Annotated in this window: 23 protein-coding genes; 16 read left to right on the top strand and 7 right to left on the bottom strand. The window is 73.2% G+C overall.

Annotated features, from left to right (window positions below):
* Positions 1–118: 118 nt before the first annotated feature.
* On the bottom strand, positions 119–1,033 hold the full coding sequence (msrQ, locus tag ACKUB9_RS07225; RefSeq protein ID WP_407519684.1) for a protein-methionine-sulfoxide reductase heme-binding subunit MsrQ: 915 nt from the start codon (positions 1,031–1,033) through the stop codon (positions 119–121).
* Positions 1,034–1,271: 238 nt separating this feature from the next.
* On the opposite strand from msrQ, the gene ACKUB9_RS07220 reads away from it, so the two are divergent.
* The 8 genes from ACKUB9_RS07220 (at position 1,272) to ACKUB9_RS07185 (ending at position 8,714) form a co-directional block, all read left to right on the top strand.
* Positions 1,272–1,571 carry a hypothetical protein gene (locus ACKUB9_RS07220; protein WP_432760178.1) on the top strand — a complete coding sequence of 100 codons (300 nt, stop codon included), beginning with the start codon at positions 1,272–1,274 and terminating at the stop codon, positions 1,569–1,571.
* Positions 1,572–1,620: 49 nt separating this feature from the next.
* Positions 1,621–2,148, top strand: coding sequence for a Uma2 family endonuclease (locus ACKUB9_RS07215; RefSeq protein WP_407519686.1), 528 nt, complete (start codon positions 1,621–1,623; stop codon positions 2,146–2,148).
* A gap of 33 nt (positions 2,149–2,181) precedes the next feature.
* Complete coding sequence (locus ACKUB9_RS07210; protein ID WP_407519801.1) at positions 2,182–2,709, top strand: Uma2 family endonuclease; 528 nt, start codon at positions 2,182–2,184, stop codon at positions 2,707–2,709.
* Between the two features lie 70 nt (positions 2,710–2,779).
* On the top strand, positions 2,780–3,775 hold the full coding sequence (locus tag ACKUB9_RS07205; RefSeq protein ID WP_407519687.1) for an adenosine kinase: 996 nt from the start codon (positions 2,780–2,782) through the stop codon (positions 3,773–3,775).
* Positions 3,776–3,785: 10 nt separating this feature from the next.
* Positions 3,786–4,628 (top strand): sn-glycerol-3-phosphate ABC transporter permease UgpE, encoded by an 843-nt coding sequence (ugpE, locus tag ACKUB9_RS07200; RefSeq protein ID WP_407519688.1) that lies wholly within the window; start codon positions 3,786–3,788, stop codon positions 4,626–4,628.
* 28 nt (positions 4,629–4,656) lie between these two features.
* Positions 4,657–5,736, top strand: a complete 1,080-nt coding sequence (locus ACKUB9_RS07195; RefSeq protein ID WP_407519689.1) for an ABC transporter ATP-binding protein — start codon at positions 4,657–4,659, stop codon at positions 5,734–5,736.
* Between the two features lie 156 nt (positions 5,737–5,892).
* Complete coding sequence (locus ACKUB9_RS07190) at positions 5,893–7,194, top strand: MFS transporter (RefSeq protein ID WP_407519690.1); 1,302 nt, start codon at positions 5,893–5,895, stop codon at positions 7,192–7,194.
* A gap of 236 nt (positions 7,195–7,430) precedes the next feature.
* On the top strand, positions 7,431–8,714 hold the full coding sequence (locus tag ACKUB9_RS07185) for an arsenic transporter (protein ID WP_407519691.1): 1,284 nt from the start codon (positions 7,431–7,433) through the stop codon (positions 8,712–8,714).
* Between the two features lie 7 nt (positions 8,715–8,721).
* On the opposite strand, the gene ACKUB9_RS07180 is transcribed toward ACKUB9_RS07185, so the two are convergent.
* From ACKUB9_RS07180 to ACKUB9_RS07160, 5 genes are all read right to left on the bottom strand, one after another.
* Positions 8,722–8,973 (bottom strand): hypothetical protein, encoded by a 252-nt coding sequence (locus tag ACKUB9_RS07180; protein WP_407519692.1) that lies wholly within the window; start codon positions 8,971–8,973, stop codon positions 8,722–8,724.
* Between the two features lie 122 nt (positions 8,974–9,095).
* Positions 9,096–9,308, bottom strand: coding sequence for a hypothetical protein (locus tag ACKUB9_RS07175; protein ID WP_407519693.1), 213 nt, complete (start codon positions 9,306–9,308; stop codon positions 9,096–9,098).
* 326 nt (positions 9,309–9,634) lie between these two features.
* Complete coding sequence (locus ACKUB9_RS07170) at positions 9,635–11,131, bottom strand: ATP-binding protein (protein WP_407519694.1); 1,497 nt, start codon at positions 11,129–11,131, stop codon at positions 9,635–9,637.
* 96 nt (positions 11,132–11,227) lie between these two features.
* Positions 11,228–11,917 (bottom strand): glutathione S-transferase family protein, encoded by a 690-nt coding sequence (locus ACKUB9_RS07165; RefSeq protein WP_407519695.1) that lies wholly within the window; start codon positions 11,915–11,917, stop codon positions 11,228–11,230.
* 87 nt (positions 11,918–12,004) lie between these two features.
* Positions 12,005–13,675, bottom strand: a complete 1,671-nt coding sequence (locus tag ACKUB9_RS07160) for an L-lactate permease (protein WP_407519696.1) — start codon at positions 13,673–13,675, stop codon at positions 12,005–12,007.
* Between the two features lie 194 nt (positions 13,676–13,869).
* Between ACKUB9_RS07160 and ACKUB9_RS07155 the strand changes: the two genes are divergently transcribed.
* From ACKUB9_RS07155 to ACKUB9_RS07125, 7 genes are all read left to right on the top strand, one after another.
* Positions 13,870–14,289, top strand: a complete 420-nt coding sequence (locus ACKUB9_RS07155; RefSeq protein WP_407519698.1) for a CopG family transcriptional regulator — start codon at positions 13,870–13,872, stop codon at positions 14,287–14,289.
* A gap of 92 nt (positions 14,290–14,381) precedes the next feature.
* Entirely contained in the window at positions 14,382–15,575 is a 1,194-nt protein-coding gene (locus tag ACKUB9_RS07150; RefSeq protein WP_407519699.1) for an extracellular catalytic domain type 1 short-chain-length polyhydroxyalkanoate depolymerase, read from the top strand.
* Positions 15,576–15,765: 190 nt separating this feature from the next.
* A complete protein-coding gene (locus tag ACKUB9_RS07145; RefSeq protein ID WP_407519700.1) occupies positions 15,766–16,137 on the top strand; it encodes a PepSY domain-containing protein in 372 nt (123 codons plus the stop codon).
* 78 nt (positions 16,138–16,215) lie between these two features.
* Entirely contained in the window at positions 16,216–16,893 is a 678-nt protein-coding gene (locus tag ACKUB9_RS07140; protein WP_407519702.1) for a response regulator transcription factor, read from the top strand.
* Positions 16,890–18,368: a sensor histidine kinase gene (locus tag ACKUB9_RS07135; RefSeq protein WP_407519703.1), complete on the top strand. Its 1,479-nt coding sequence runs from the start codon at positions 16,890–16,892 to the stop codon at positions 18,366–18,368. The genes ACKUB9_RS07140 and ACKUB9_RS07135 overlap by 4 nt, the downstream gene beginning before the upstream one ends.
* Before the next feature lie 95 nt (positions 18,369–18,463).
* Complete coding sequence (locus tag ACKUB9_RS07130; RefSeq protein WP_407519704.1) at positions 18,464–18,691, top strand: hypothetical protein; 228 nt, start codon at positions 18,464–18,466, stop codon at positions 18,689–18,691.
* The gene (locus tag ACKUB9_RS07125) at positions 18,688–18,966 is read left to right on the top strand and encodes a type II toxin-antitoxin system RelE/ParE family toxin (protein WP_407519705.1); all 279 of its coding nucleotides are present in this window, start codon (positions 18,688–18,690) and stop codon (positions 18,964–18,966) included. The genes ACKUB9_RS07130 and ACKUB9_RS07125 overlap by 4 nt, the downstream gene beginning before the upstream one ends.
* 9 nt (positions 18,967–18,975) lie before the next feature.
* Here the strand turns inward: ACKUB9_RS07125 and ACKUB9_RS07120 are convergent, their stop codons facing one another.
* Positions 18,976–20,211, bottom strand: coding sequence for an MFS transporter (locus ACKUB9_RS07120; protein WP_407519706.1), 1,236 nt, complete (start codon positions 20,209–20,211; stop codon positions 18,976–18,978).
* 335 nt (positions 20,212–20,546) lie between these two features.
* Between ACKUB9_RS07120 and ccmI the strand changes: the two genes are divergently transcribed.
* A complete protein-coding gene (gene ccmI / locus ACKUB9_RS07115; RefSeq protein WP_407519707.1) occupies positions 20,547–21,674 on the top strand; it encodes a c-type cytochrome biogenesis protein CcmI in 1,128 nt (375 codons plus the stop codon).
* Positions 21,675–21,797 lie beyond the last annotated feature (123 nt).

Below are 21,797 nucleotides of genomic sequence, written 5' to 3'. Positions count from 1 at the left end.
CGGCGCGACCGCCAGGACGCGAAACGCCGTTTCGCATTGCACCCACGGAACTCCTCCCCTGCCGGGCGGGCAGCCGTCCGGGCCGGTGCGGCGAGCGGGACCGACCGTGGCGGCCCGCCTACTCGCCCGTGCGGGAGGCCGGCGCGGCGCGCCCCAGGCGCAGGGGCAAGAGGGCCGAGAGGGCCGGACGCCGCGGTGCGGCGGGCCGCCTGCCGCCGGCCGGCGTCCCGCGCACGAGGTTCAGCGGCGCGGCCAGGGCCGCGATCCCGAACACCCACCAGGCCGGGCGCAGGCCGGCGGAAAAATCGAGATTGGCGGCGAGCACCAGGCCGGGCGGCACGCCCGTCGCCAGCGCGTACCACGCCACCTCCAGCGCCGCGGTCGCGAGGCCCGCCGCCGCGGCGAGACCCAGCAGGGTGAGCGGGGTCGTCGGCACCGTCCGATGGTGCATCAGCCGCCAGCCCATCAGCGCGAGGAAGAGACCGCTCCAGAAGACCGGTTTCGAGACGTCGATCTTGGATTGCAGGAAGAAGTGGAGGAGGGCGAGCACCGCGAGGCCGTAGACGAGGCGGTGCAGCCGGGTCCAGGTGCGGCCGAGCCGCCGGATCATCGCGTCGGTCGAAGTGGCGCCCAGCACCGCGAGGCCGACGAGCGCGACGAACCCGATGGTGAGGTAGATCCGCACCGCGATCTCGGTCGCGACCCGCACGAGGTCGAACTTCTGGTCGGCGGCGTAGAGCACGAGGTGGATCAGCGCGTAGGCGAGCGCGGTGAGCCCGAGCATCCGCCGCACGAGGATCAGCTTCGGCCAGTCGGCGATGCGCCGCAGGGGCGTCACCGCGAGCGACAGGATCAGGAAGTAGACAGTCCAGTCGCCCATCGCGTGCAGGAAGGCGGTCAGGGGCTTCGCCCCGAGCCGGTCGAGGCCGTAGGCGGCGGCGTACCACAGACCGGGGGCAAGCGCGGCCAGGAAGGTGGCGAGCTTGAGGCCCGAGAGACGTCCGGCGCGGTCGAGCCAGGGAAGGGCGAGCATCGGCGGGAACCAGGGACGGGATGGCCAGGGACAGGATGGCAAGGGACGGGATGGCAAGGGACGACGGGGTGTTTCGCCCGAGATAGGGTTCGGGTTACGGAGCCGCCGCGAACCGCATCCACACGATGGCGTGAATGCCCGGGCGATGACCCGGGCGTGCAGGCCTGCACCGCGCCACCAGCGAGGAGACCCGCCCGTGCGCCCGACCCCTCTCGTCCGGACCGCTCTCGTCGTCGGCCTGTCCGCCCTCCTCGGCTGGACCACCCCCGGCGGGGCGCTCGCCGCCTGCACGCTGCCGGTGCCGCCCGCCGCGAGCGAGAAACCGGCGCGGCCCACGCCGCCCGAGCGGCCGGCCTGCCTCGACGCCAAGGCCGGCTGCCCCGGCTTCGAGGCCTACACCTTCAACGACGCCGTGAAGGCCTACAACGCCAAGCTCCCGGCCTACCGCTCGGGGGCCGAGGCCTATGCGGGCAAGCTCAAGGCCTACGTCGATGCGAGCGTGGCCTACGCGAATTGCGAGATGAAATCCCTGCAGTAGCGGCCCCGTGATAGGCTTGCGGCCGATGGACCCGCAGCCCAGAGCCCGCATGACCGTGGACGAGTTCCTGGTGTGGTGTGAGACCGCGCCGGGCCGGCACGAACTCGTGCGCGGCGAGGTCGTCGCGATGGCGCCCGAGCGCGTGCGGCACGCCCGGCTGAAATTCGCCGTGCAGACCGCCCTCGCATCCAGCCTCGGGCGCTCGGGCCTCCCCTGCGAGATGTTGCCGGACGGCATCACCGTGCGAATCGACGACCACACGGCCTACGAGCCCGACGCGCTCGTCTGCTGCGGCGCGGCCCTCGATCCGGACGCGGTCGAGGTGCGCGAGCCGGTGATCGTCGTGGAGGTGCTGTCGCCGGGCACGCGCCGCATCGACGAGGGCGCCAAGCTGGCGGATTACTTCCGCCTCGCGAGCCTCCGGCACTACCTCTTGATCGACCCGAAGCGGGCGGTCGTCGTCCATCACCGGCGCGACGGCGACGCCATCGCGACGCGCATCGTCGCGCAGGGCGTCCTGCACCTCGATCCGCCGGGTGTCGAGATCCCGGTCGGCCCACTCTTCACCGGACCGTGAGGCATCGCCGTGAGACCGCAGCCCAAGCCGCGCATGACCGTGGACGAGTTCCTGGTATGGGGCGAGACCGCGCCAGGCCGGCACGAACTCGTGAACGGCGAGGTGATCGCGATGGCGCCCGAGCGGGTGCGGCATGCGGAGACGAAGGCGGCCGTCTTCCAGACCTTGCAGCGCTCGCTTCGCGCCGCCGACCTGCCCTGCCGGGCCATGCCGGACGGCATGACGGTCCGCATCGACACCCACACCGCGTTCGAGCCCGACGCGCTCGTCTATTGCGGTCCGCGGCTCGATCCCGATGCGGTGGAGGTGCCCGCCCCCGTGGTCGTCGTCGAGGTTCTCTCGCCCGGCACGCGGCGCACCGACACCGGCATCAAGCTCGCGGCCTATTTCCGCCTTGCGAGCGTCGCGCATTACCTCGTCATCGACGCGCAGGAGCGGCTCGTCCTGCATCACCGCCGCGGCGCGGAGGCGATCGAGACCCGGATCGCCCGCGAGGGCACGCTCCGCCTCGATCCGCCCGGTTGCGCGGTCGCGGTCGCCGACCTGTTTCCCGAACCCTGACCCGCCCCTGCTTGACCCTGTCCCGCGCGGATGCGACAGGCGCGGCCTGAGCCGCCCGCACGAGACCCGCATGACCGCCTCCCTCGACCTCCTCGTCCTCGGCAATGCGATCGTCGACATCATCGCCCGCACCGACGAGGCCTTCCTGGTCCGCGAGGCGGTGCACAAGGGCGCGATGCAGCTCATCGACGAGGCGCGGGCCGAGCACCTGTTCGGGGTGATGGGGCCGGCCACCATCGTGTCGGGGGGCTCGGGCGCCAACACGGCGGTGGGCGCGGCGCTGCTCGGCGCCAGGACCGGCTTCATCGGCAAGGTGCGGGACGACGAGCTCGGCCGCCTGTTCGGCCACGACCTCCAGGCCACCGGCGTGCGCTTCCCGGTGGCCGCCGCCACCGAGGGGCCGGCCACCGCGCGCTGCTTCATCCTGGTGACGCCGGACGGCGAGCGCACCATGAACACCTATCTGGGCGCCTGCCAGGGCCTGAGCGCGGCGGACGTGGACGAGGCGACGGCCGGCAGCGCCCGCTTCGTCTACCTCGAAGGCTATCTCTGGGATCCGCCGGCCGCCAAGGACGCCTTCCGCAAGGCGGCGCAGATCGCGCACGCCGCCGGCAACCAAGTGGCGCTGACCCTCTCGGACCCCTTCTGCGTCGACCGGTACCGCGACGAGTTCCTCGGCCTGATCCGCGACGGCAGCCTCGACATCCTGTTCGCCAACATCCACGAGCTGAAGAGCCTCTACCAGACGGCGGACGCCGAGACGGCGCTCTCGGCCCTGCGGGCGGAGGCCGGGCTTCTCGGCGTGGTGACCCGCTCGGAGGAGGGCGCCCTCGTGGTCACGCGCGAGGAGACCCGGGCGGTGCCGGCCTCGCCGGTGCGCGAGGTCGTCGACACCACCGGCGCGGGCGACCTGTTTGCGGCGGGCTTCCTGGCGGGGCTCGCCCGCGGCCTCGACCATGCGGATTGCGCGCGCCTCGGCGCCGTCGCGGCCGCGGAGGTGATCCAGCACATCGGCGCCCGGCCGCAGCAGGATCTCAAGGATCTCGCCGCCCAGCAGGGCCTGTGACGGCCTCCCCGTGGTCGAGAACCGCCGCTTCGGCAACCTGATCCCGCACCTCGTCCTCTGGATCGGGGTCGGGATCGTGGCCTTCCCGGTCTATCTCGCGCTGATCGCCTCGACGCACGACGCCGCCACCATCGCCAACGGGCGGATGCCGCTCTGGCCGGGCGGCCACGCGCTGGAGAACTATGCCCGCGCGCTCACAGAGTCGGGGCTCGCGGGGGCGCCCGTCGCCCGGATGCTCCTCAACAGCCTCATCACCGCGCTCGCCATCGCGGTGGGCAAGATCGCGATCTCGCTGCTCTCGGCCTACGCGCTGATCTACTTCCGATTCCCGCTGCGGCAGGCGGCGTTCTGGGCGATCTTCATCACCCTGATGCTGCCCGTCGAGGTGCGGATCTACCCGACCTACAAGGTCGCGGCGGACCTGCGCCTGCTCGACACCTATGCGGGCCTGACCCTGCCGCTGATCGCCTCGGCCACCGCGACCCTGCTCTACCGGCAGTTCTTCCTCACCGTGCCGACCGAACTCGTGGAAGCCTCCCGCATCGACGGGGCCGGGCCGGTGCGGTTCTTCTTCGACACGCTGCTGCCCCTCTCGCGCACCACCACGGCGGCGCTGTTCGTCATCCTGTTCATCTACGGCTGGAACCAGTACCTCTGGCCCATTCTCGTCACCACGCGGAGCGACATGCAGACCGTGGTGATCGGCCTGCGCAAGATGACCACCATCACCGACCAGCTCACCGAGTGGCAGCTCGTCATGGCGACCGCCATGCTGGCCATGCTGCCGCCCGTCGTCGTGGTGGTGGCGATGCAGAAGCTGTTCGTGCGCGGCCTCGTCGAGACCGAGAAGTGACCGCCCCCCTGTTCGATCGGATCTCTTGATGGCGCGCCTCGTCCTCGACCGGTTGGGCAAGACCTACGCGGGCGGCGTCGAGGCCGTGCGGGGGGTGAGCCTCGACGTGCCGGACGGCGCCTTCTGCGTCCTCGTCGGCCCGTCCGGCTGCGGCAAGTCCACGGTGCTGCGGATGATCGCCGGGCTCGAGACCGTGACGGCGGGCGCCATCAGCATCGGCGCGCGGGTGGTGAACGAGGTCGAGCCGGCCGATCGCGACATCGCGATGGTGTTTCAGAACTACGCGCTCTACCCGCACATGCGCGTCTACGACAACCTCGCCTACGGCCTGCGCAACCGCGGTACGCCGAAGGGGGAGATCGAGACCCGGGTGCGCGAGGCGGCGCGGATGCTCGGCCTCGGCGACTTCCTGACCCGCTACCCGCGCCAGCTCTCGGGCGGCCAGCGTCAGCGCGTCGCCATGGGGCGGGCGATCGTGCGCAAGCCCCAGGTCTTCCTGTTCGACGAGCCGCTCTCCAACCTCGACGCCAAGCTGCGGGTGCAGATGCGGGTGGAGATCCGCCGCCTGCAGCGGCAGCTCGGCGTCACCACCGTCTACGTCACCCACGACCAAGTGGAGGCGATGACGATGGCCGACCGGCTCGTGGTGATGAATGCCGGCCGCATCGAGCAGGTCGGCACCCCGCTGGAGATCTACCGCCGGCCGGAGACGCGCTACGTCGCGACCTTCATGGGCGCCCCGCCGATGAACATCCTGCCGGGCGAGGCGGTGCCGGAGGGCGTCCGGCTCGCCGGCGCGCACTTTCCCGCGCGGCACGGCCTCGCCCCCGGAAGCCCCGTGGAGATCGGCCTGCGGCCGGAGGCGCTGCGCCTCGCGCCGGAGGGCCTGCCGTTCCGGGTCGCCTTCGCGGAAGAACTCGGCGCGACGCGGCTCCTGCACGGGGAGCTGGCCGGGGCGCCCCTGGTGGTGCAGGTGCCGGCGGGGCCCGAGCCCGCCGAGGGCGCGAGCGTGTCGCTGGCCGTCGACCCGGCCGACCTGCACCTGTTCGACCCCGCGAGCGGCCGGCGGATCGATCCGGACGGCCCGGCCCCGGACCGGACAGCTTAAGCGCCCGGCCCTGCGGTCAACGAGGCCGGGCGGCTGGCCGTCAACTCCCTCTGCGTCACCGCGTCGCAACATCGGATTACAATGGCACGGATCGCCGTAACGGTCGTTCAGCAGACCGGACGGGGTTTGCCTGTCGCTTCCGCAGAGAGAGCGAAGATGCCACAGTCGATCGCGGGTGCCTCCGCGCGCCAGCCCTCCGCCCGCGCCCTGCGGGGACTCGACGCGCTGAACTTCACCCTGGCGGACGTGCGTGACGGGCTCGGCCCCTACCTCGCCATCTACCTCGTCGCCGTGCGCGGCCCCGACCAGGGCTGGAACGAGGCGACCGCCGGCCTCGTGATGACCATCGCGGGCCTCGCCGGCCTCGTGGCCCAGACGCCCGCGGGCGCCCTGATCGACCGCAGCCGCAACAAGCGGGCGATCGTCATCGCGGCGGCGCTGGCCGTGACCCTCTCCTGCCTGTCGCTGCCCTTCCTGTCGGGCTTCGCCGCGGTGGCGGCGAGCCAGTCGCTCGCCGGCATCGCCGGGGCGATCTTCCCGCCCGCGCTGGCCGCCATCACCCTCGGGGTCGTCGGGCCGGCCCACTTCTCGAAGCGCATCGGCCGCAACGAGGGTTTCAACCACGCGGGCAACGCGGTCTCGGCCGGGCTTGCGGCAGGGCTCGCCGCGCTGTTCGGACCGGTCGTGGTGTTTTGGCTGATGGGGCTGATGGCGGCGCTGTCGATCGGCGCGATGCTGATGGTGCCCGCCCGCGAGATCGACGACGACCTCGCCCGCGGCCTCGACGGGCAGCAGGCCGAGCACCATGCCCCGCCCTCCGGCTTCGCGGTGCTGCTCCAGAACCGCACCCTGATGCTGTTCGCGCTGCTCGTGGCCCTGTTCCACTTCGCCAACGCGGCGATGCTCCCGTCCGTCGGGCAGCAGCTCTCCCACCTGATCGGCAAGGACTACGCCACGTCGCTGATCGCGATCTGCATCGTGGCGGCGCAGTGCGTGATGGTGCCGGTGGCGCTGGTCGTCGGCGCCAAGGCGGATGCCTGGGGCCGCAAGCCGATCTTCCTCGCCGCCTTCGCGGTGCTCGCCCTGCGCGGCGTGCTCTACACGCTGTCCGACAACCCGTACTGGCTGGTGGGCGTGCAGCTCCTCGACGGGATCGGCGCGGGCATCTACGGGGCGCTGTTTCCGATCGTGGTCGCCGACCTCACCCGCGGCACCGGGCGCTTCAACGTCAGCCAGGGCGCGGTCGCCACGGCCCAGGGGCTCGGTGCGGCGCTGAGCGCTTCCTTCGCCGGCATGCTAATCGTCGGCGCGGGCTACGCCACGGCCTTCCTGGCGCTCGCCGCCATCGCGGCGGCCGGCTTCGTCCTCTACCTCGTCGCCATGCCGGAGACGCGGGAGCAGGCCGGCGCGGACACCGTCCCGCGCGGGGCGGCGCCCGCGGGCGCGCCGGCGGAGTGATGGCGGCCGGCTCTCGCCCGGTCGCCCGCCGCAACGATTCCGTATAGAGCGCGGGATTCCCTCTCCCGTGCGGGAGAGGGGTAGGGGATCGAAGATCCCCATGCCCTTCTCCCGCACGGGAGAAGGGTTCCCCGCGCTTCACACCGGGCCGTTGGCGCGGGTGAGCGCCCGAACCCCCAGCCCCCGCGCTCGCTCCACCGCCCGCGCCTCCCTGCGTCAGGATCTTCAACGCCGCCATGCCCGCCTTCCTGCCCACCACCCCGGCGGCGATCGATGCCGCCACCTGGGGCATCGCCGGCCTCGCGACGGCCGGGGTGATCGCCCGCCCGTTCCGCTGGCCGGAGGCCGTCTGGGCGGTGACGGGGGCGGCCCTGCTGGTACTGCTCGGCCTGCTCAAGCCCGAGGCCGCGCTCGCCGGCATCGCGCGCGGCACCGACGTCTACCTCTTCCTGATCGGCATGATGGTGCTGGCCGAACTCGCCCGGCAGGAAGGGCTGTTCGACTGGCTCGCCGCTCTCGCGACGCGCGCCGCCGCCGGCTCGGCGACGCGCCTGTTTCTCCTCGTCTACGCGGTCGGCACCCTCGTCACGGTCTTCCTGTCAAACGACGCGACGGCGGTGGTCCTGACGCCCGCGGTCTACGCGGCCTGCCGGGCGGCGCGGGTGCGCGATCCCCTGCCCTACCTGTTCGCCTGCGCGTTCATCGCCAACGCGGCCTCCTTCGTGCTGCCGATCTCGAACCCGGCCAACCTCGTGGTGTTCGGCGCGCAGCTGCCGCCGCTCGGCGCGTGGCTCGCCCGCTTCGCCCTGCCCTCGGCGCTGGCCATCCTGGCCACCTACCTGGGCCTGCGCCTCGTCTTCCGCCGCGCCCTGGCGGCCGAGACCGTCGCCACGGCCGTGGAGCGCCCGAGCCTGTCGCTGGGCGGGCGCCTCGCCGGCCTCGGCATCGCGGCCGCGGCCGCGATCCTCACCGGGGCCTCGGCGCTCGGGCACGACCTCGGCGTGCCGACCCTCGCGGCCGGGCTCGCCACCGCGGCGCTGATCCTGCTGGCCACCCGCAAGGGGCCGGGCGATCTGGTGCGCCACGTGTCGTGGAGCGTGCTGCCGCTCGTGGCCGGGCTGTTCGTGCTGGTGGAGGCCCTGGAGCGCACCGGCCTGATCCGGCTCCTGGCCGGGATGCTGCGCGAGGCGGCCGGCGGCCACGCCGCCGCCACGGCCTGGGGTGCCGGTCTCGTCACGGCGTTGGCCTGCAACCTCCTCAACAACCTGCCGGCGGGGCTGATCGCCGGCAGCACCGTGCAGGCCGCCGGGGTGCCGGATTCCGTGACCGGGGCGGTGCTGATCGGGGTCGATCTCGGCCCGAATCTGTCCGTCACCGGCTCGCTCGCCACGATCCTGTGGCTCGCTGCGCTGCGGCGCGAGGGCGAGCAGGTGGGGGCGTGGCGCTTCCTGAAGGTCGGGCTGGTGGTGACGCCGCCCGCGCTCGTCCTGGCGATCGCCGCGCTGGTCGCCATCGGCTGAGACATTCTCAGGGGCGGCGAAATCGGCCCGCGCCGGTCTCCGCGCCGGGGGAACGCAGGAAGGCCGGATCGACCAGGGGGGCGGGCAGGTCCCCGTCGGCGCTGAGCGCGTCCGCGATCGCGTCGGCCTCGTCCATGTCGAGGCCGACCTGCAGCACGCCCTCGATGATCGCCGTCAGGCCCGTGCGCACGTCGTAGACGGTCCAGCCCCGACGATCGCGGCGGATGTCGTACCGGATCAGATCTGCTTTCGCGTTCATCGTCGCCGTCCTGTCGTTCGACTGTGCTGATGGGGGACATACCCCCCGGGATGACCGGCTCGCGTGCTGCCGCGCACACGGCTTCGCGGTGCCCTCGACTCGGTCGTGCACGCCCTCCGGGCTCACCGGGGCGGCAGCGCGCCCCGGACGTAGCCGCGGGAGATCCATCGCTCGCAGCGGCGCTCGCGCCGCTCGGCCTCGCGCAGATCGGCGAGGGCGTCCGCGATCGCCCGGTGCAGCGCCGTGGCCGCATCGCCGCCCGACGCCTGCAGGTAGGCCGCGGCGATCGCCTCGACGGTCGAGGGCGCTGCGTCCGCTTCCAGACCCTGCGCCATCGCCGCCCGACTCACGTTGAGAACATAACGTGAACAAACCACGAGCGGCCGGATCGGTCAAGCTGGCGCCGGGGCCGTATGGATTGCGGGGACGCGGCGGAGCAGCGCACCCTATGGTCGCCAAATTATTGATTTCTTTACCAATTCACGCGGACGCGGCGGCCCGTGGCGGGACGCGCTCAGTCTCCCCCGGTGTCATACCCGGGAGGCCCCGGTCCGGTGCGACGGCGGCTCCGACGCCGTGATCCCCCAGGCGCGCGAAGCCGCAGCGGCGCCGTGCGGCCCGGGCCGTCCGGAGGCCGGACCGGTCCTGTCCGGCGGTCCGATCACTCGGCGGCGAACAGGCCCGGCAGGGAGGCACCCTGCGCCTTGGGATCGCCGGGGCCGGTCTCGCAGCCGAGCGCCGGCACCGCGACGATGCGGTTGCCGCGGAAATCGGTGCGGCAGACCACGGCGCCCCGGTTCTCCACGAAGGCGAGGAGCCGGCGCGCCCGGCCGGGGGAGCGCGAGCCGATGGCGCGGGCGAGCGCGTCGTCGGAGGGGCAGGGCGCACCCTCCCGGGCGGCGCGGGCGAGGAGCAGGAAGAGCCCCTGCACCTCCTCGGGCAGGCCGGCGCAGGCGCCCAGCACCGTGTCGGCCTGCGCATCCGCCCCGTCGAGGCCGGCGCGGGCGGCGGCGAGCCGCCGCCGGAAGGCGGGCAGGTCGAGGGGGTCGGGGCCGAGCCGGCGCATCCGGCAGCGCACGAGGAAGTCCTGGTAGAGCACCGCCACGGTGTGGTGGCCGGCATCCGGGTCGGCGGCGATCTCGCGCAGGATCGTGTCGAGGGCGGCTTCGCGCTCGGCCTCGCTCAAGGGGCTCGCCTCCTCGGCGGGCTCCGCGGCCGGGCGCGCCTGCGCGAGCTGCTGGAGGAGATCGGCGGGCGAGGGCCGCGGCGCCGCCGGGCGGGGGCTCGGCAGGCGCAGCGGCTCGTCGGCGGACGGCGTCAGGATCAGGTCGCGCAGGTCCTCGGCGGCGGGCGCGGGCAGCGGCACGAGCTTGGGGCTCGTGGAGCGCGGCGAGGTCTCGACCGGGCCGATGCGCAGGGGCAGAGGGCGCTTCGACAGGGCCGGCCCCAGCGCCACGAACTGGCCGCGCTCCAGATCGCGAAAACTCTCGGCCTGGCGCCGGTCGAGGCCGAGCAGGTCGGCGGCGCGCGCCATGTCGATGTCGAGGAAGGTGCGGCCCATCAGAAAATTCGACGCCTCGGCGGCGACGTTCTTGGCGAGCTTGGCGAGGCGCTGGGTGGCGATGACGCCCGCGAGCCCCCGCTTGCGGCCGCGGCACATCAGGTTGGTCATGGCGCCGAGCGACGCCTTGCGGGCCTCGTCCGAGACCTCGCCGGCGGCGGCGGGGGCGAAGAGCTGCGCCTCGTCCACCACCACCAGCACCGGATACCAATGGTCGCGCTCGGCCTCGAACAGGCCGCCGAGGAAGGAGGCGGCGGCGCGCATCTGCGCCTCGACGTCGAGGCTCTCCAGCGTCAGCACCACCGAGACCCGGTGGGCGCGGACCCGCGCGGCGATGCGCTGGAGATCGGCCTCGCCGTGGGCGCCGTCCACCACCACGTGGCCGTAGCGGTCCGCCAGGGTGACGAAATCGCCCTCGGGGTCGATCACCACCTGCTGCACGTGGGCGGCGCTCTGCTCCAGGAGGCGCCGCAGCAGGTGCGACTTGCCCGAACCCGAATTGCCCTGGACGAGGAGGCGGGTGGCCAGCAGTTCCTCGAGGTCCAGCGATGCGGGCCCCTGCCCGGCCGCCACGCCCATCTCGACACTGATCGTCATCGCGGCTCCGCGCTCACCCGGTCGAACCGTCTAACACGGCCGGCGGCGGGGCGATCCGCGGGAGGCGGGCGGGTCCACAGGAGTCGCGGGGAGCCTTCAGGCCGCGACGAGCGCCCGCGAGTCCGGGCCGAGCCGCGCCAGCATCCGCTCGCGCCACGCCGCCACGGGGTCGTCGGGTTCGAGGAGGGCGCGCGGGCTCACGCTGCGCGCCCACAGGAAGGCGCCCATCACGATGTGGTCGGCGTAGAGCGGGCCGTCGCCGCCGAGGAAGGGCTGGGTGCGCAGGGTCGCGCGCAGGGGCGAGAGGGTGCGCCGGAAGACGGCGAGCTGGGCGTCGGGGTCCGGGCAGACCGCCTCCAGCGTCCTGCCGAACCGCGCCTCGCGGGATTGCCGGAAATATTCCCGGTCCTGCGGGGCGATGACGCCGTAGATGTCGGTGAGGAGGAGCGGCACCAGCGCCGGATGCAGCACGCCGTCGGCCCAGTGCCCGATGAAGCGGGTGAGCGCCTGCGCCTGCGGCCCGCCGAAGAGGCGCGGGCCCTCGGGATAGATCTCTTCGAGGTAGGCGGCGATGGCGGCGGATTCGGCGAGGCTTCGCTCGCCGTCCACCAGCACCGGCACCTTGTCGCTGCCCGCGAAGGCGATCGCCTCCTTCTCGGTGAAGCGCCAGGGCCGCCCCTCGAAGGGCAGCCCCTTGTGCTCCAGGGCGAGGCGGATGCGCCAGCAGAAGGGGGAGAAGCGCCGGTCCGGCTCGGCCCCGGCGAGTTCGTAGAGGAGGCGGGTCATCGAGGGTTCCGCAAGGAGTGTCCGGGGGCACGCCGCCCCCGGCCGTGCACGTCGGTGCAGCTCAGCGCGTCAGTGCAGCACCGCACGTCAGTGCAGCACCATGGCGGTGAAGGGATACACGTAAGCCTGGAGCATCACGAGTCCGCCGACGAGGCAGGCCAGCACGATCGAGTGCCAGAACACGAAGCGCAGGATCCGGCTCTCCTGGCCGAAATAGCCGGTGGCCGTGGAGGCAACCACGATCGACTGCGCGTCGATCATCTTGCCCATCACGCCGCCCGACGAGTTCGCCGAGGCCATGAGCACGCCCGACAGGCCGAGCTGCTCCGAGGTGATCCGCTGCAACCCGCCGAACAGCACGTTCGAGGCCGTGTCCGAGCCGGTGAGCGCGACGCCGAGCCAGCCGAGCAGCGTGCCGAAGAACGGGTAGAGCAGCCCGGTGCCCGCGAAGGCGAGGCCGAGCGTGGCGTCGACGCCCGCGTAGCGCGTGAGCACGCCCAGCGCCAGCATCGCCGCGATGGTGATGAGCGAGGTGCGCAGGACCCAGATCGTCTCGAGGTACGCCTTCGCCATCCGCACCGGCCCGAAGCCCATGATGAGGCCCGAGATGATCGCCGCGAACAGCACGCCCGTGCCGGTGAACGACATGTAGGTGAACAGGAACACGGCGGCCTCGGGATGCGGCTGGGCCACCACCGGGGGCACCTTCATGATCAGGTTGTGCAGCCCCTCGACCTCGTAGCGCCACGTGAAGAGCGGGTTGACCAGGGCCTTGAACCAGCCCGTGCCCCAGATCGCCACGATCACCGAGAGGATGATCCAGGGCACCCAGGCCATCACGATCTCGCGCTGGGAGGCGGTGCGCCCGACCGCGGCGGCGGCCGGGCGCGGGGGCGCGTAGCTCATGGAATCGTCGTGGGTGCGCAGGGCCGTCGAGGTCCAGGCCTGCGCCGGGTGCCAGACCTTCAGGAAGGCGACGAGCGCGCCCATCGAGATCAGCGAGGCGCCGATGTCGACGATCCACGGGTTGACGTAGTTCGAGATCAGGAACTGGGCCCCCGCGAAGGAGGCGCCGCAGACCAGGATCGCCGGCCAGACCTGCATCATGCCGCGGAAGCCCGCGAAGACGGCGATCAGCCAGAAGGGCACCAGGACCGAGAAGAACGGCAGCTGGCGCCCGATCATGGCGCCGAGCACGTAGGGGTCGTAGCCCGTCACCGAGGCGAGGCCCTGGATCGGCGCGCCGAGCGCCCCGTAGGCCACCGGCGCCGTGTTGGCGATGAGCGACAGGCCCGAGGCCGCGAGCGGCGAAAAGCCGAGGCCGATCAGGATCGCCCCCGTGACGGCGACCGGGGTGCCGAAGCCCCCCGCCCCCTCGAAGAAGGCGCCGAACGCGAAGGCGACGAGGAGGAGCTGCAGCCGCCGGTCCGTGGTGATGCCGGCCACCGATTGCTGCAGGGTCGCGAACCAGCCCTTCTCGACGGTGAGCCGGTAGAGGAAGATCACGTTGAGGATGATCCAGCCGATCGGAAACAGCCCGGTGGCGACGCCGAGCGCGGTGGCCCGGAGGGCGAGCCCGGTGGGCATCCCGAACAGCACGATCGCCACGAGGAGCGCGATCACGAGGGAGATCACGGCCGCGATGTGCGCCTTGACCTTGCCGCTCGCGATCAGCCCGAGGAGCGCCACGACCGGGACCGCGGCGGCGAGCGTCGACAGCCACGCGTTCCCGAACGGGTCGTAGACCTGATTCCACATGGCGACATTCTCCGTCCTGCCTTGCGCGGGGCGCTTAACAGACGGACTTGGCGCACTCAACGCAGCCTTGCAGATGGCGCCCTGCTCTCTCTCGGCGCGAAATACGGGACGGCGAGATTTTTGCTGCAGCGCACTTGCTGCATCTGCGAAGAAGCCCCATCTTCCATCCGACCGGATGGTGACGGGATGGTGCGATGAGCGGGAGCGTTCACGAGTTGCGGCCGCGGCCGGGCGACAGCGAGAAGATCACGATCAATCTCGGCTACGTCGACCTCGGCCATGTCGACCTCCTGGTGCGGGACGGTTTTTACGCCAACCGCACCGACTTCATCCGCACGGCGATCCGCAACCAGATCGACCGGCACGACGAGGCCACCCGGCGCTCGGTCGCCCGCAAGGCGGTCGAACTCGGGCTGCGCCACTTCGACCGCGCCGACCTCGAAGCGGCGCGCGACGCCGGCCGGCCGCTGCACATCCGGGTGCTCGGCCTCGCCACGATCGCCGCCGACGTCCCGCCCGACCTCGCGCGCGAGGCCATCGCCTCCGTCGAGGTACTGGGCGCACTCCACGCGAGCCCGGCCGTGAAGGCCGCGCTCGCCGACCGGATCCGCTGAGGGTCCGGCCGCCACCGACGATTGCCGGCCGGGTCCCGCACCCGGCCCCCGCGACTCCGCGACCGCTCGGTCGCTTCGGAGAGAGATCCCTCATGCGCAACAAGCGTCTTCCCGGCATGGCCGAAGCCACCCGCCTCACCCGCGAGGGCCGCCTCGGCGAGGCGATGGCCCTGATCCAGCGGGCGGTGCGGGGCGCGCCCGCCGCACCCCCCGAGCCCGGTCCCCGCTCGCTGCGCCTGCCGCCGCCCGAGGGGACGCCGCCGGCCGGCCCGGCGCCGTCCGAACCCGCGCCGTCCGACCGGGCGCCGTCCGACCGGGCGCCGTCTTGGACCGGCCCCGCGCTGCCGGACCTGCAGGAGACCCTGCGCAAGGCGATGCGCGAGGTCGGCCGCACGGTCGGGCCGCTGTTCGAGGGCGTGGCCGAACCCGCCCCGCGGCCCGCGACGGAGCCCGGCCGCTTCCTCGACCTCAGCTTCGCCAATGCCGAGGGGCAGCGCGCCTACAAGCTCTACGTGCCGAGCGGCTACGACGGCCGGCCGGTGCCGCTGGTGGTGATGCTGCACGGCTGCACCCAGAACCCGGACGATTTCGCCGCCGGCACCGGCATGAACGGCGTCGCCGAGGCCGAGACCTTCCTGGTCGCCTACCCGGCCCAGACCGCGGCGGCCAACCACGCGCGCTGCTGGAACTGGTTCGTCACCGCCGACCAGCGCCGCGACCAGGGCGAGGCCTCCCTCATCGCCGGCATCGCCCGCGCGGTGATGGCCGAGTACGCGGTCGATGCCGACCGGGTCTACGTGGCCGGGCTGTCGGCCGGCGGGGCGGCGGCCGCGAACCTCGCGGCGGCCTATCCGGACCTCTTTGCCGCGGTGGGCGTCCATTCGGGCCTCTGCGCCGGGGCCGCGCACGACCTGCCCTCGGCCCTGCGCGCCATGCGCCAGGGCGGCGAGTGCGGCTCCTCCTTGCGCGACCCGCTGCCGACCATCGTGTTCCACGGCGACCAGGACGGCACGGTCCATCCGCGCAACGGCGAGGCGATCATCGCGGCCACCGGCGCCACGCCCCTGCGCGAGGAGGCCGGCGTGTCGCCCGGCGGACGGGCGTGGCGGCGGCGCATCCTGGCGGACGGGCGCGGCCGCCCGGCCCACGAGCACTGGGTGGTGGAGGGCAGCGGCCACGCGTGGTCGGGCGGCACCGCGGCGGGCAGCTACACCGACCCGCAGGGCCCCGACGCGGCGCGCGAGATGTGGCGGTTCTTCCGCGAACATCCGAAGCCGCGCCGGTGAGGCGGCCGCGCGCCGCCTCTCGCTATCCCCGGAAGACCGGGTGACGGCGGGCGGTCCCGGTCGGGCACCCGCCGAACCCCGGGTTCGTCAAGTGGCGGGAGGGACACGAGGATGTGACGCGGCAGGACCGGCGAAACCGGTCATCCTGCCATTCAGGCCGCATTCAGTGCCCCGGCCCGATGGTCGAGTCATGCGTCACGTCGCCCTCATCCTGCCTGTCGGAGCCGCCGCCCTCGCCGCGATGGGCTGGTACGCGCTCGCGCAGGAGGCGACCGAGCCGGCCGCCGCGGTCCAGACCCAGTCGGTGCGGATCTCCCAGGCGGCCCAGACCTGCCTGTCGCCGGGCGACCTGCGCGAGGCGGTGGCCGAGAAGCGGGTGGTGGAGCCGGTGGCGGCGATCCGCGCGGCGCGCACCGCCGTGCCGCGGGCCGAGATCGTGCGGGCCAACCTCTGCCGCCGGGACGAGGTGCTCGTCTACATGCTGACGGCCTTGCGCCGGGACGGGCAGTTCGTGCACGTCATGGTGGATGCCCGCTCCGGCCAAGTGGCCGGCCAGTGGTGAGGCGCCGGCCCGGGCTCGGGCCGGCCGGGACCGCCCGCCGCCCGCGCCGGGCCGGGATTGTGAGGAACGAGGCTCGCCGTGCGTCTGCTCGTCGTCGAGGATGACCGGGATCTCAACCGGCAGGTGGTGACCGCCCTGGAACAGGCCGGCTACGCAGTCGACAAGGCCTTCGACGGCGAGGAAGGCGCGTTCCTGGGCGAGACCGAGCCCTACGACTGCATCATCCTCGACATGGGCCTGCCGAAGGCGGACGGGGTGTCGGTGCTCTCAGGGTGGCGGCGCGCCCAGGTGAAGACGCCGGTCCTGATCCTCACCGCCCGCGACCGCTGGAGCGACAAGGTCAACGGCTTCGACGCGGGCGCCGACGACTACGTGACCAAGCCCTTCCACATGGAGGAGCTGCTCGCCCGGGTGCGCGCCATCCTGCGCCGCGCGGCCGGGCACGCGTCGAGCCAGATCAGCGCCGGTCCGGTCACCCTCGACACCCGCTCGGGCCGGGTGTTCGTGGACGGCAGCCCGGTCAAGCTCACCTCGCACGAGTACCGCCTGCTCTCCTACCTGATGCACCATACCGGCCGGGTGGTCTCGCGGGCGGAACTCACCGAGCACCTCTACGACCAGGATTTCGACCGCGACTCGAACACCATCGAGGTCTTCGTCGGCCGGCTGCGCAAGAAGCTCGCCGTCGACCTGATCCAGACCGTGCGGGGCCTCGGCTACCTGATCGATCCCGGCACGGGCGCCGCCCCGCCATGAACGCGCCGGCCCGGGGCGTGGCCGGCAGCGTCGGCCCGGAGACGGAGGCGGTCGCGCCCGCCACCCCTCCCCTGTGGCGCCCCTGGCGGCGGCGCTCGATCGCGGTCCGCCTCGCGGTCTCCTCGCTGCTGTCGAGCGCCCTGATCCTGCTGGTGGCCGGGCTCATCCTCTCGACGCTCTACCGCGAGACGACGGAGCGCGCCTTCGACAGCCGCCTGATCGTCTACGCCAACGATCTGGCCACCAACCTCGTCACGCCGGGCGAGCCGGATGCACGCGCCTTCGGCAGCCTCGGCGACCCGCGCTTCGACCTGCCGCTCTCGGGCTGGTACTGGCAGGTGGGCCGCCCGAACGCCAAGCCGCGGGACCTGCGCACCTCGCGCTCCCTCGTCGGCGTGCCGCTGCCGCCCCCCGACCACGCGGTCGGCGAGGCCGGGGCCGGACAGCTGCGCAAGGGCTACGGCCGCGCCCAGGACGAGCGCCCCTTGCGCATCATCGAGCGGGCGGTGGATCTCGGCGAGGAGGGCCGATACCTCGTGCGGGTCGCCGGCCCCTCGGACGAGATCGAGTCCGACATGCGCCGCTTCACGGTGGCGCTCACCACCACCTTCGCGCTCCTCGGCCTCTCGCTCGGGCTCGCGGCCTTCCTGCAGATCCGCTTCGGCCTCGCGCCGCTGATCAAGCTGCGGGCGGCGCTCGGCGCCATCCGGCGCGGCGAGGCGGACCGCATCTCGGGCGAGTACCCGCGGGACATCGCGCCGCTCGCCGGCGAGGTGAACCTCCTGATCGAGACCAACCGCGAGATCCTGGAGCGCGCCCGCACGCAGGTCGGCAACCTCGCGCACGCGCTGAAAACCCCCCTGAGCATCATCGTCAACGAGGTGGGGGCGAGCGACGCGTCGAGCGATCTCGCGATCAAGGTGCGCGAGCAGGCCGCGATCATGCGCGATCAGGTCAACTACCACCTCGACCGCGCCCGGGCGGCGGCGCTCGCGGGCGCGCTCGGCACCTTCACGGACGTGGAGCCGGTGGTCGCGGCGCTGACCCGCACCTTCGGCAAGATCTACCGCGACAAGGCGCTGACCTTCGACACCGCGATCACCCCGGGCCTGCGCTTCCGGGGCGAGCGGCAGGATTTCGAGGAGATGATCGGCAACCTCGTCGACAACGCCTCGAAATGGGCCACCGCGACGGTGGCGATCCGCGCCGAGGTGATCGGCCAGGGCGACTATCCGCACCTGATCGTCACCGTGGAGGATGACGGCCCCGGCCTGCCGCCGGAGGACCGGGCGGCGGTGCTCAAGCGCGGCAAGCGCCTGGACGAGACCAAGCCCGGCTCCGGCCTCGGCCTCTCCATCGTCTCGGACCTCGCCACCCTCTACCGCGGCCGCCTGCGGCTGGAGGCGGCGAGCCTCGGCGGCCTGCGGGCGGTGGTGGAGATCCCGGGCGACGTCAGCCCGGCGGCGCAGCGGTGAACGAGGCCCGGCGTCCACGTGATCGCGGGCTATGCACAGCGGCCCGTCGGACGGACTCGCTTCCCGCCTGCATGATCCCCAGGCATACTCGCGGCATGACGGACCTTCTGGAGAAGGCGGTGGCGACCGCACGGGGCCTTCCCCCCGAGATGCAGGACGACATCGCGCGCATGGTTCTCGCCTTCGTGGGCGACGACCTGTCCATCTACCGGCTCACTCCGGAGGAAGAAGCCGACCTCGATGCATCCGACGCCGAGGCCGCGCGCGGCGAGTTCGCCACGGATGAACAGATGCGCGCCCTCTGGGCCAAGCATGGCCGGTGAGGGTTCGCTACACCCTCACCGCCGCCCGGCAGATCGAGGCCGCGCTCGACTATCTGGCCGCACACTCTCCTCAGGCCGCACGCGGCCTGCAGGATCGCATCCTGTCCGTCGTCGCGCTGCTGCAGGCGCATCCGCAGACGGGACGGATGACGAGCAGGTCGCATATCCGCCGGTTTCCGCTCGGCACCCATCCCTATCTGCTGGATTACGCCGCGACGGACGATGAGATCGTCGTGCGCCGCTTCCGGCATGCGGCACGCCGGCCCCTGCCCTGAACCTCCCGGCTACTCCGCCGCCGCGGGCCGCGCCTCGCGGCGGAAGGCGGCCTCGGCGGCGAGCGAGACCGCCCAGACCGCGAGGCCCGCCAGCGCGAGCCCCGCGCCGACGAAGCCCGTGTCCGGCAGGGCGAGGCCGTGCGCCAGGGCGAGGCCGGCGAGCCAGGGGCCGAGCGCGTTGGCGGTGTTGAAGGCCGAATGGTTGAGCGCCGCCGCCAGGGTCTGGGCGTCCTCGGCGACGTCCATCAGGCGGGTCTGCAGGATCGTGGCGAGCCCGCCGCCGCAGCCGATCAGGAAAACCACGCCGCCGAGCGCCCACAGGCTGCCGGTGGCGAAGGGGTAGAGCGCGAGCGCCCCCGCGCTCCAGGCGAGGGTGAGGCCCGCCGCCGGCATCTGCGCCCGGTCGGCCGCCCAGGCGCAGACGAGGTTGCCGATCGTCAGCCCGACGCCGAACACCCCGAGCACCACCGGCACCGTGGCGGGCGCCGCCTGCGTGACGGTGAGCAGCGTCGAGGCGAGGTAGGTGTAGACCGCGAACAGGCCGCCGAAGCCGACCGCCCCGGTCGCCAGCGTCAGCCAGACCTGACCGCGCTTCAGGGCGCCGAGTTCCGTGAGCGCGCTCGCGCCCGGGGCCGGGCGCCCGGCCGGCGCGAAGCGCCAGACCAGGGCCGCCGTCGCGAGCGCGAGCAGCGCCACGAGGCCGAAGCTCCAGCGCCAGCCGAAGGCTTGGCCGATGCCGTTGGCGAGCGGCACGCCCACCACGGTCGCCACCGTGAGGCCGGCCAGCACCCGCGCCACCGCCTGCGCCCGGCGCTCCTGCGGCACAAGCGAGGCGGCGACGAGGGCCGCGACGCCGAAATACGCCCCGTGCGGCAGGCCCGCCAGGACCCGGAAGGCGAGCATGACGGGGTAGGTCGGCGCCAGCGCCGAGAGGCCGTTGCCCAGCGCGAAGAGCAGCATCAGGCCGACCAGCAGCGTGCGCCGGGCGAGCCGCGCGGCGAGCACCGCGATCACCGGCGCCCCCACCACGACGCCGAGCGCGTAGGCGCTGATGACGTGGCTGGCGGTCGGCGCGTCGATGCCGAGGTCGGGCGCGAAGTCCGGCAGCAGGCTCATGGCCGCGAACTCGGTGGTGCCGATGGCGAAGCCCCCCATCGCCAGCGCGAACAGGACGAGGGCCGGATGGCTGGCGCGGCGGGCGTCGTCCCGCGCGGGAGGCGGAGAGGCAGGGATCGTGTCGGGCATGGCGGCTCAGGGCAGGCGGGAGCGCGGGGGAGCCGGACCAAAGTTGCATCGCAGCAATTGTTTCGCAATGCAGCATCCGCAACCCGGACCTGCGGGAACCGGCGGCTCGCGTGACACCGTGTCGCCACGTCGTGCGATCGTGTCGCCGGGACCCCGGCGCTAAGCATCGTTCGCCAAAGGGGTTCACCGGTCCGGCGGCCGAACCGTCGAGGCGCTTGAACGTCGAGGTGCTTGGCCGAACCGCCTTCGGGCCGTTCTGCTCGGCCTCTCGTCCCTCCATCCCGTTTGCCGCCGGACCGGTCACCGCCTCGGCGAAGGGTACTTCGAGGAAACGGATGGCGATCTGGGTTGTCTTCGCGCTGATGACCGGGGCGGCGGTGTTCGCGCTGCTGTGGCCGCTGTCGCGCCGGCCGCATCCGTCGGCCCCGGACGGGAGCGCGGAGGCCGTGCTCGCTACCGAGACCGGGTTCTACGAGGACCAGCTGCGCGACATCGCGCGGGATGCCGCCCGGGGCCTCCTCGCCCCGCAGGAGGCGGAGGCCGCGAAGGCGGAGGCCGCGCGCCGCCTGCTGCGGGCCAGCCGCGTCACCGAGGGCGCCGCCCCGCCCCGGGTCGGAGAGCCGGCCCTGCGCCACCGCCGCGCGGCCTCCGCCTTCGCCCTCTCGACGGTGCCGCTGCTGGCCCTGCTGATCTACGGCCTCTACGGCTCGCCCGACCTGCCCGCCCAGCCGCAGGCGCAGCGCCTCGCCGCCGCCCGGAAGGACGCGGGCGATCTCTCGGCGGCCGTGGCGCGGATCGAGACCCACCTCGCTCGGGAGCCGAACGACGGCCGCGGCTGGGAGGTGCTGGCCCCGGTCTACCTGCGCGCCGGGCGTATGGACGACGCGGTCAAGGCCTACGAATCGGCGCTGCGGCTCCTCGGCGACACCGCGCCCCGCCTCTCCGATTACGGCGAGGCGCTGGTGGCGGCGGGCGACGGCATGGTTTCGGACAAGGCCCGCGGCGCCTTCGAGCGGGCGCTCGCCCTCGACCCCGAGGCGGTCAAGCCGCGCTTCTACCTCGCCCGCGCCGCCGAGCAGGACGGCAAGCGCGACCTCGCGCTGGAGCGCTACACGGCGCTCGCCGCCGCCTCGCCGCCCGACGCGCCCTGGCTGCCGGTCCTGCGCGACAGCATCCAGCGCCTCGGCGGCAGCGCACCGGCGCCTTCGGCCGCCCCGTCCCTGAGCGAGGAGCAGCGCACGGCGATCCGCGGCATGATCGCGGGCCTCGACCAGCGCCTGTCCGAGAAGGGCGGCACGCCCGACGAGTGGGCGCGGCTCGTGCGCTCCTACGGGGTGATGGGCGAGCGCGACAAGGCCGAGGAGGCCCTGCGCCGCGCCCGTGCCGCGCTGGCCGACAAGGCCGCGCCCGTGGACGCCGTGGCGCGCGACCTGGGACTGACTGCCGCGCCGGCATCCCCCTGATGTCGCAGGGCGTTCCGGGCCGGCACCGCTTACGCGCAGGCTCGAACTGCTCTACACAACGGGCGGATCCGCAAGCGTGCCGGGAGACGCATCCGATGTCCGCGACGCCGCAGCGCCTCCGGC

The organism is Methylobacterium oryzisoli, assembly GCF_046557895.1.
GTDB lineage: Bacteria > Pseudomonadota > Alphaproteobacteria > Rhizobiales > Beijerinckiaceae > Methylobacterium > Methylobacterium oryzisoli.
The sequence above is the reverse complement of the archived record's forward strand: the minus strand, read 5'-3'. Positions and strand labels throughout refer to the sequence as shown.

Excerpts from the sequence above, each read along its gene's own strand:
- msrQ (WP_407519684.1), bottom strand. The coding sequence starts at position 1,033 with ATGCTCGCCCTTCCCTGGCTCGACCGCGCCGGACGTCTCTCGGGCCTC.
- ACKUB9_RS07215 (WP_407519686.1), top strand. The coding sequence starts at position 1,621 with ATGACCGTGGACGAGTTCCTGGTGTGGTGTGAGACCGCGCCGGGCCGG.
- ACKUB9_RS07210 (WP_407519801.1), top strand. The coding sequence starts at position 2,182 with ATGACCGTGGACGAGTTCCTGGTATGGGGCGAGACCGCGCCAGGCCGG.
- ACKUB9_RS07205 (WP_407519687.1), top strand. The coding sequence starts at position 2,780 with ATGACCGCCTCCCTCGACCTCCTCGTCCTCGGCAATGCGATCGTCGAC.
- ACKUB9_RS07195 (WP_407519689.1), top strand. The coding sequence starts at position 4,657 with ATGGCGCGCCTCGTCCTCGACCGGTTGGGCAAGACCTACGCGGGCGGC.
- ACKUB9_RS07190 (WP_407519690.1), top strand. The coding sequence starts at position 5,893 with ATGCCACAGTCGATCGCGGGTGCCTCCGCGCGCCAGCCCTCCGCCCGC.
- ACKUB9_RS07185 (WP_407519691.1), top strand. The coding sequence starts at position 7,431 with ATGCCCGCCTTCCTGCCCACCACCCCGGCGGCGATCGATGCCGCCACC.
- ACKUB9_RS07180 (WP_407519692.1), bottom strand. The coding sequence starts at position 8,973 with ATGAACGCGAAAGCAGATCTGATCCGGTACGACATCCGCCGCGATCGT.
- ACKUB9_RS07175 (WP_407519693.1), bottom strand. The coding sequence starts at position 9,308 with ATGGCGCAGGGTCTGGAAGCGGACGCAGCGCCCTCGACCGTCGAGGCG.
- ACKUB9_RS07170 (WP_407519694.1), bottom strand. The coding sequence starts at position 11,131 with ATGACGATCAGTGTCGAGATGGGCGTGGCGGCCGGGCAGGGGCCCGCA.
- ACKUB9_RS07165 (WP_407519695.1), bottom strand. The coding sequence starts at position 11,917 with ATGACCCGCCTCCTCTACGAACTCGCCGGGGCCGAGCCGGACCGGCGC.
- ACKUB9_RS07160 (WP_407519696.1), bottom strand. The coding sequence starts at position 13,675 with ATGTGGAATCAGGTCTACGACCCGTTCGGGAACGCGTGGCTGTCGACG.
- ACKUB9_RS07155 (WP_407519698.1), top strand. The coding sequence starts at position 13,870 with ATGAGCGGGAGCGTTCACGAGTTGCGGCCGCGGCCGGGCGACAGCGAG.
- ACKUB9_RS07150 (WP_407519699.1), top strand. The coding sequence starts at position 14,382 with ATGCGCAACAAGCGTCTTCCCGGCATGGCCGAAGCCACCCGCCTCACC.
- ACKUB9_RS07145 (WP_407519700.1), top strand. The coding sequence starts at position 15,766 with ATGCGTCACGTCGCCCTCATCCTGCCTGTCGGAGCCGCCGCCCTCGCC.
- ACKUB9_RS07135 (WP_407519703.1), top strand. The coding sequence starts at position 16,890 with ATGAACGCGCCGGCCCGGGGCGTGGCCGGCAGCGTCGGCCCGGAGACG.
- ACKUB9_RS07130 (WP_407519704.1), top strand. The coding sequence starts at position 18,464 with ATGACGGACCTTCTGGAGAAGGCGGTGGCGACCGCACGGGGCCTTCCC.
- ACKUB9_RS07120 (WP_407519706.1), bottom strand. The coding sequence starts at position 20,211 with ATGCCCGACACGATCCCTGCCTCTCCGCCTCCCGCGCGGGACGACGCC.
- ccmI (WP_407519707.1), top strand. The coding sequence starts at position 20,547 with ATGGCGATCTGGGTTGTCTTCGCGCTGATGACCGGGGCGGCGGTGTTC.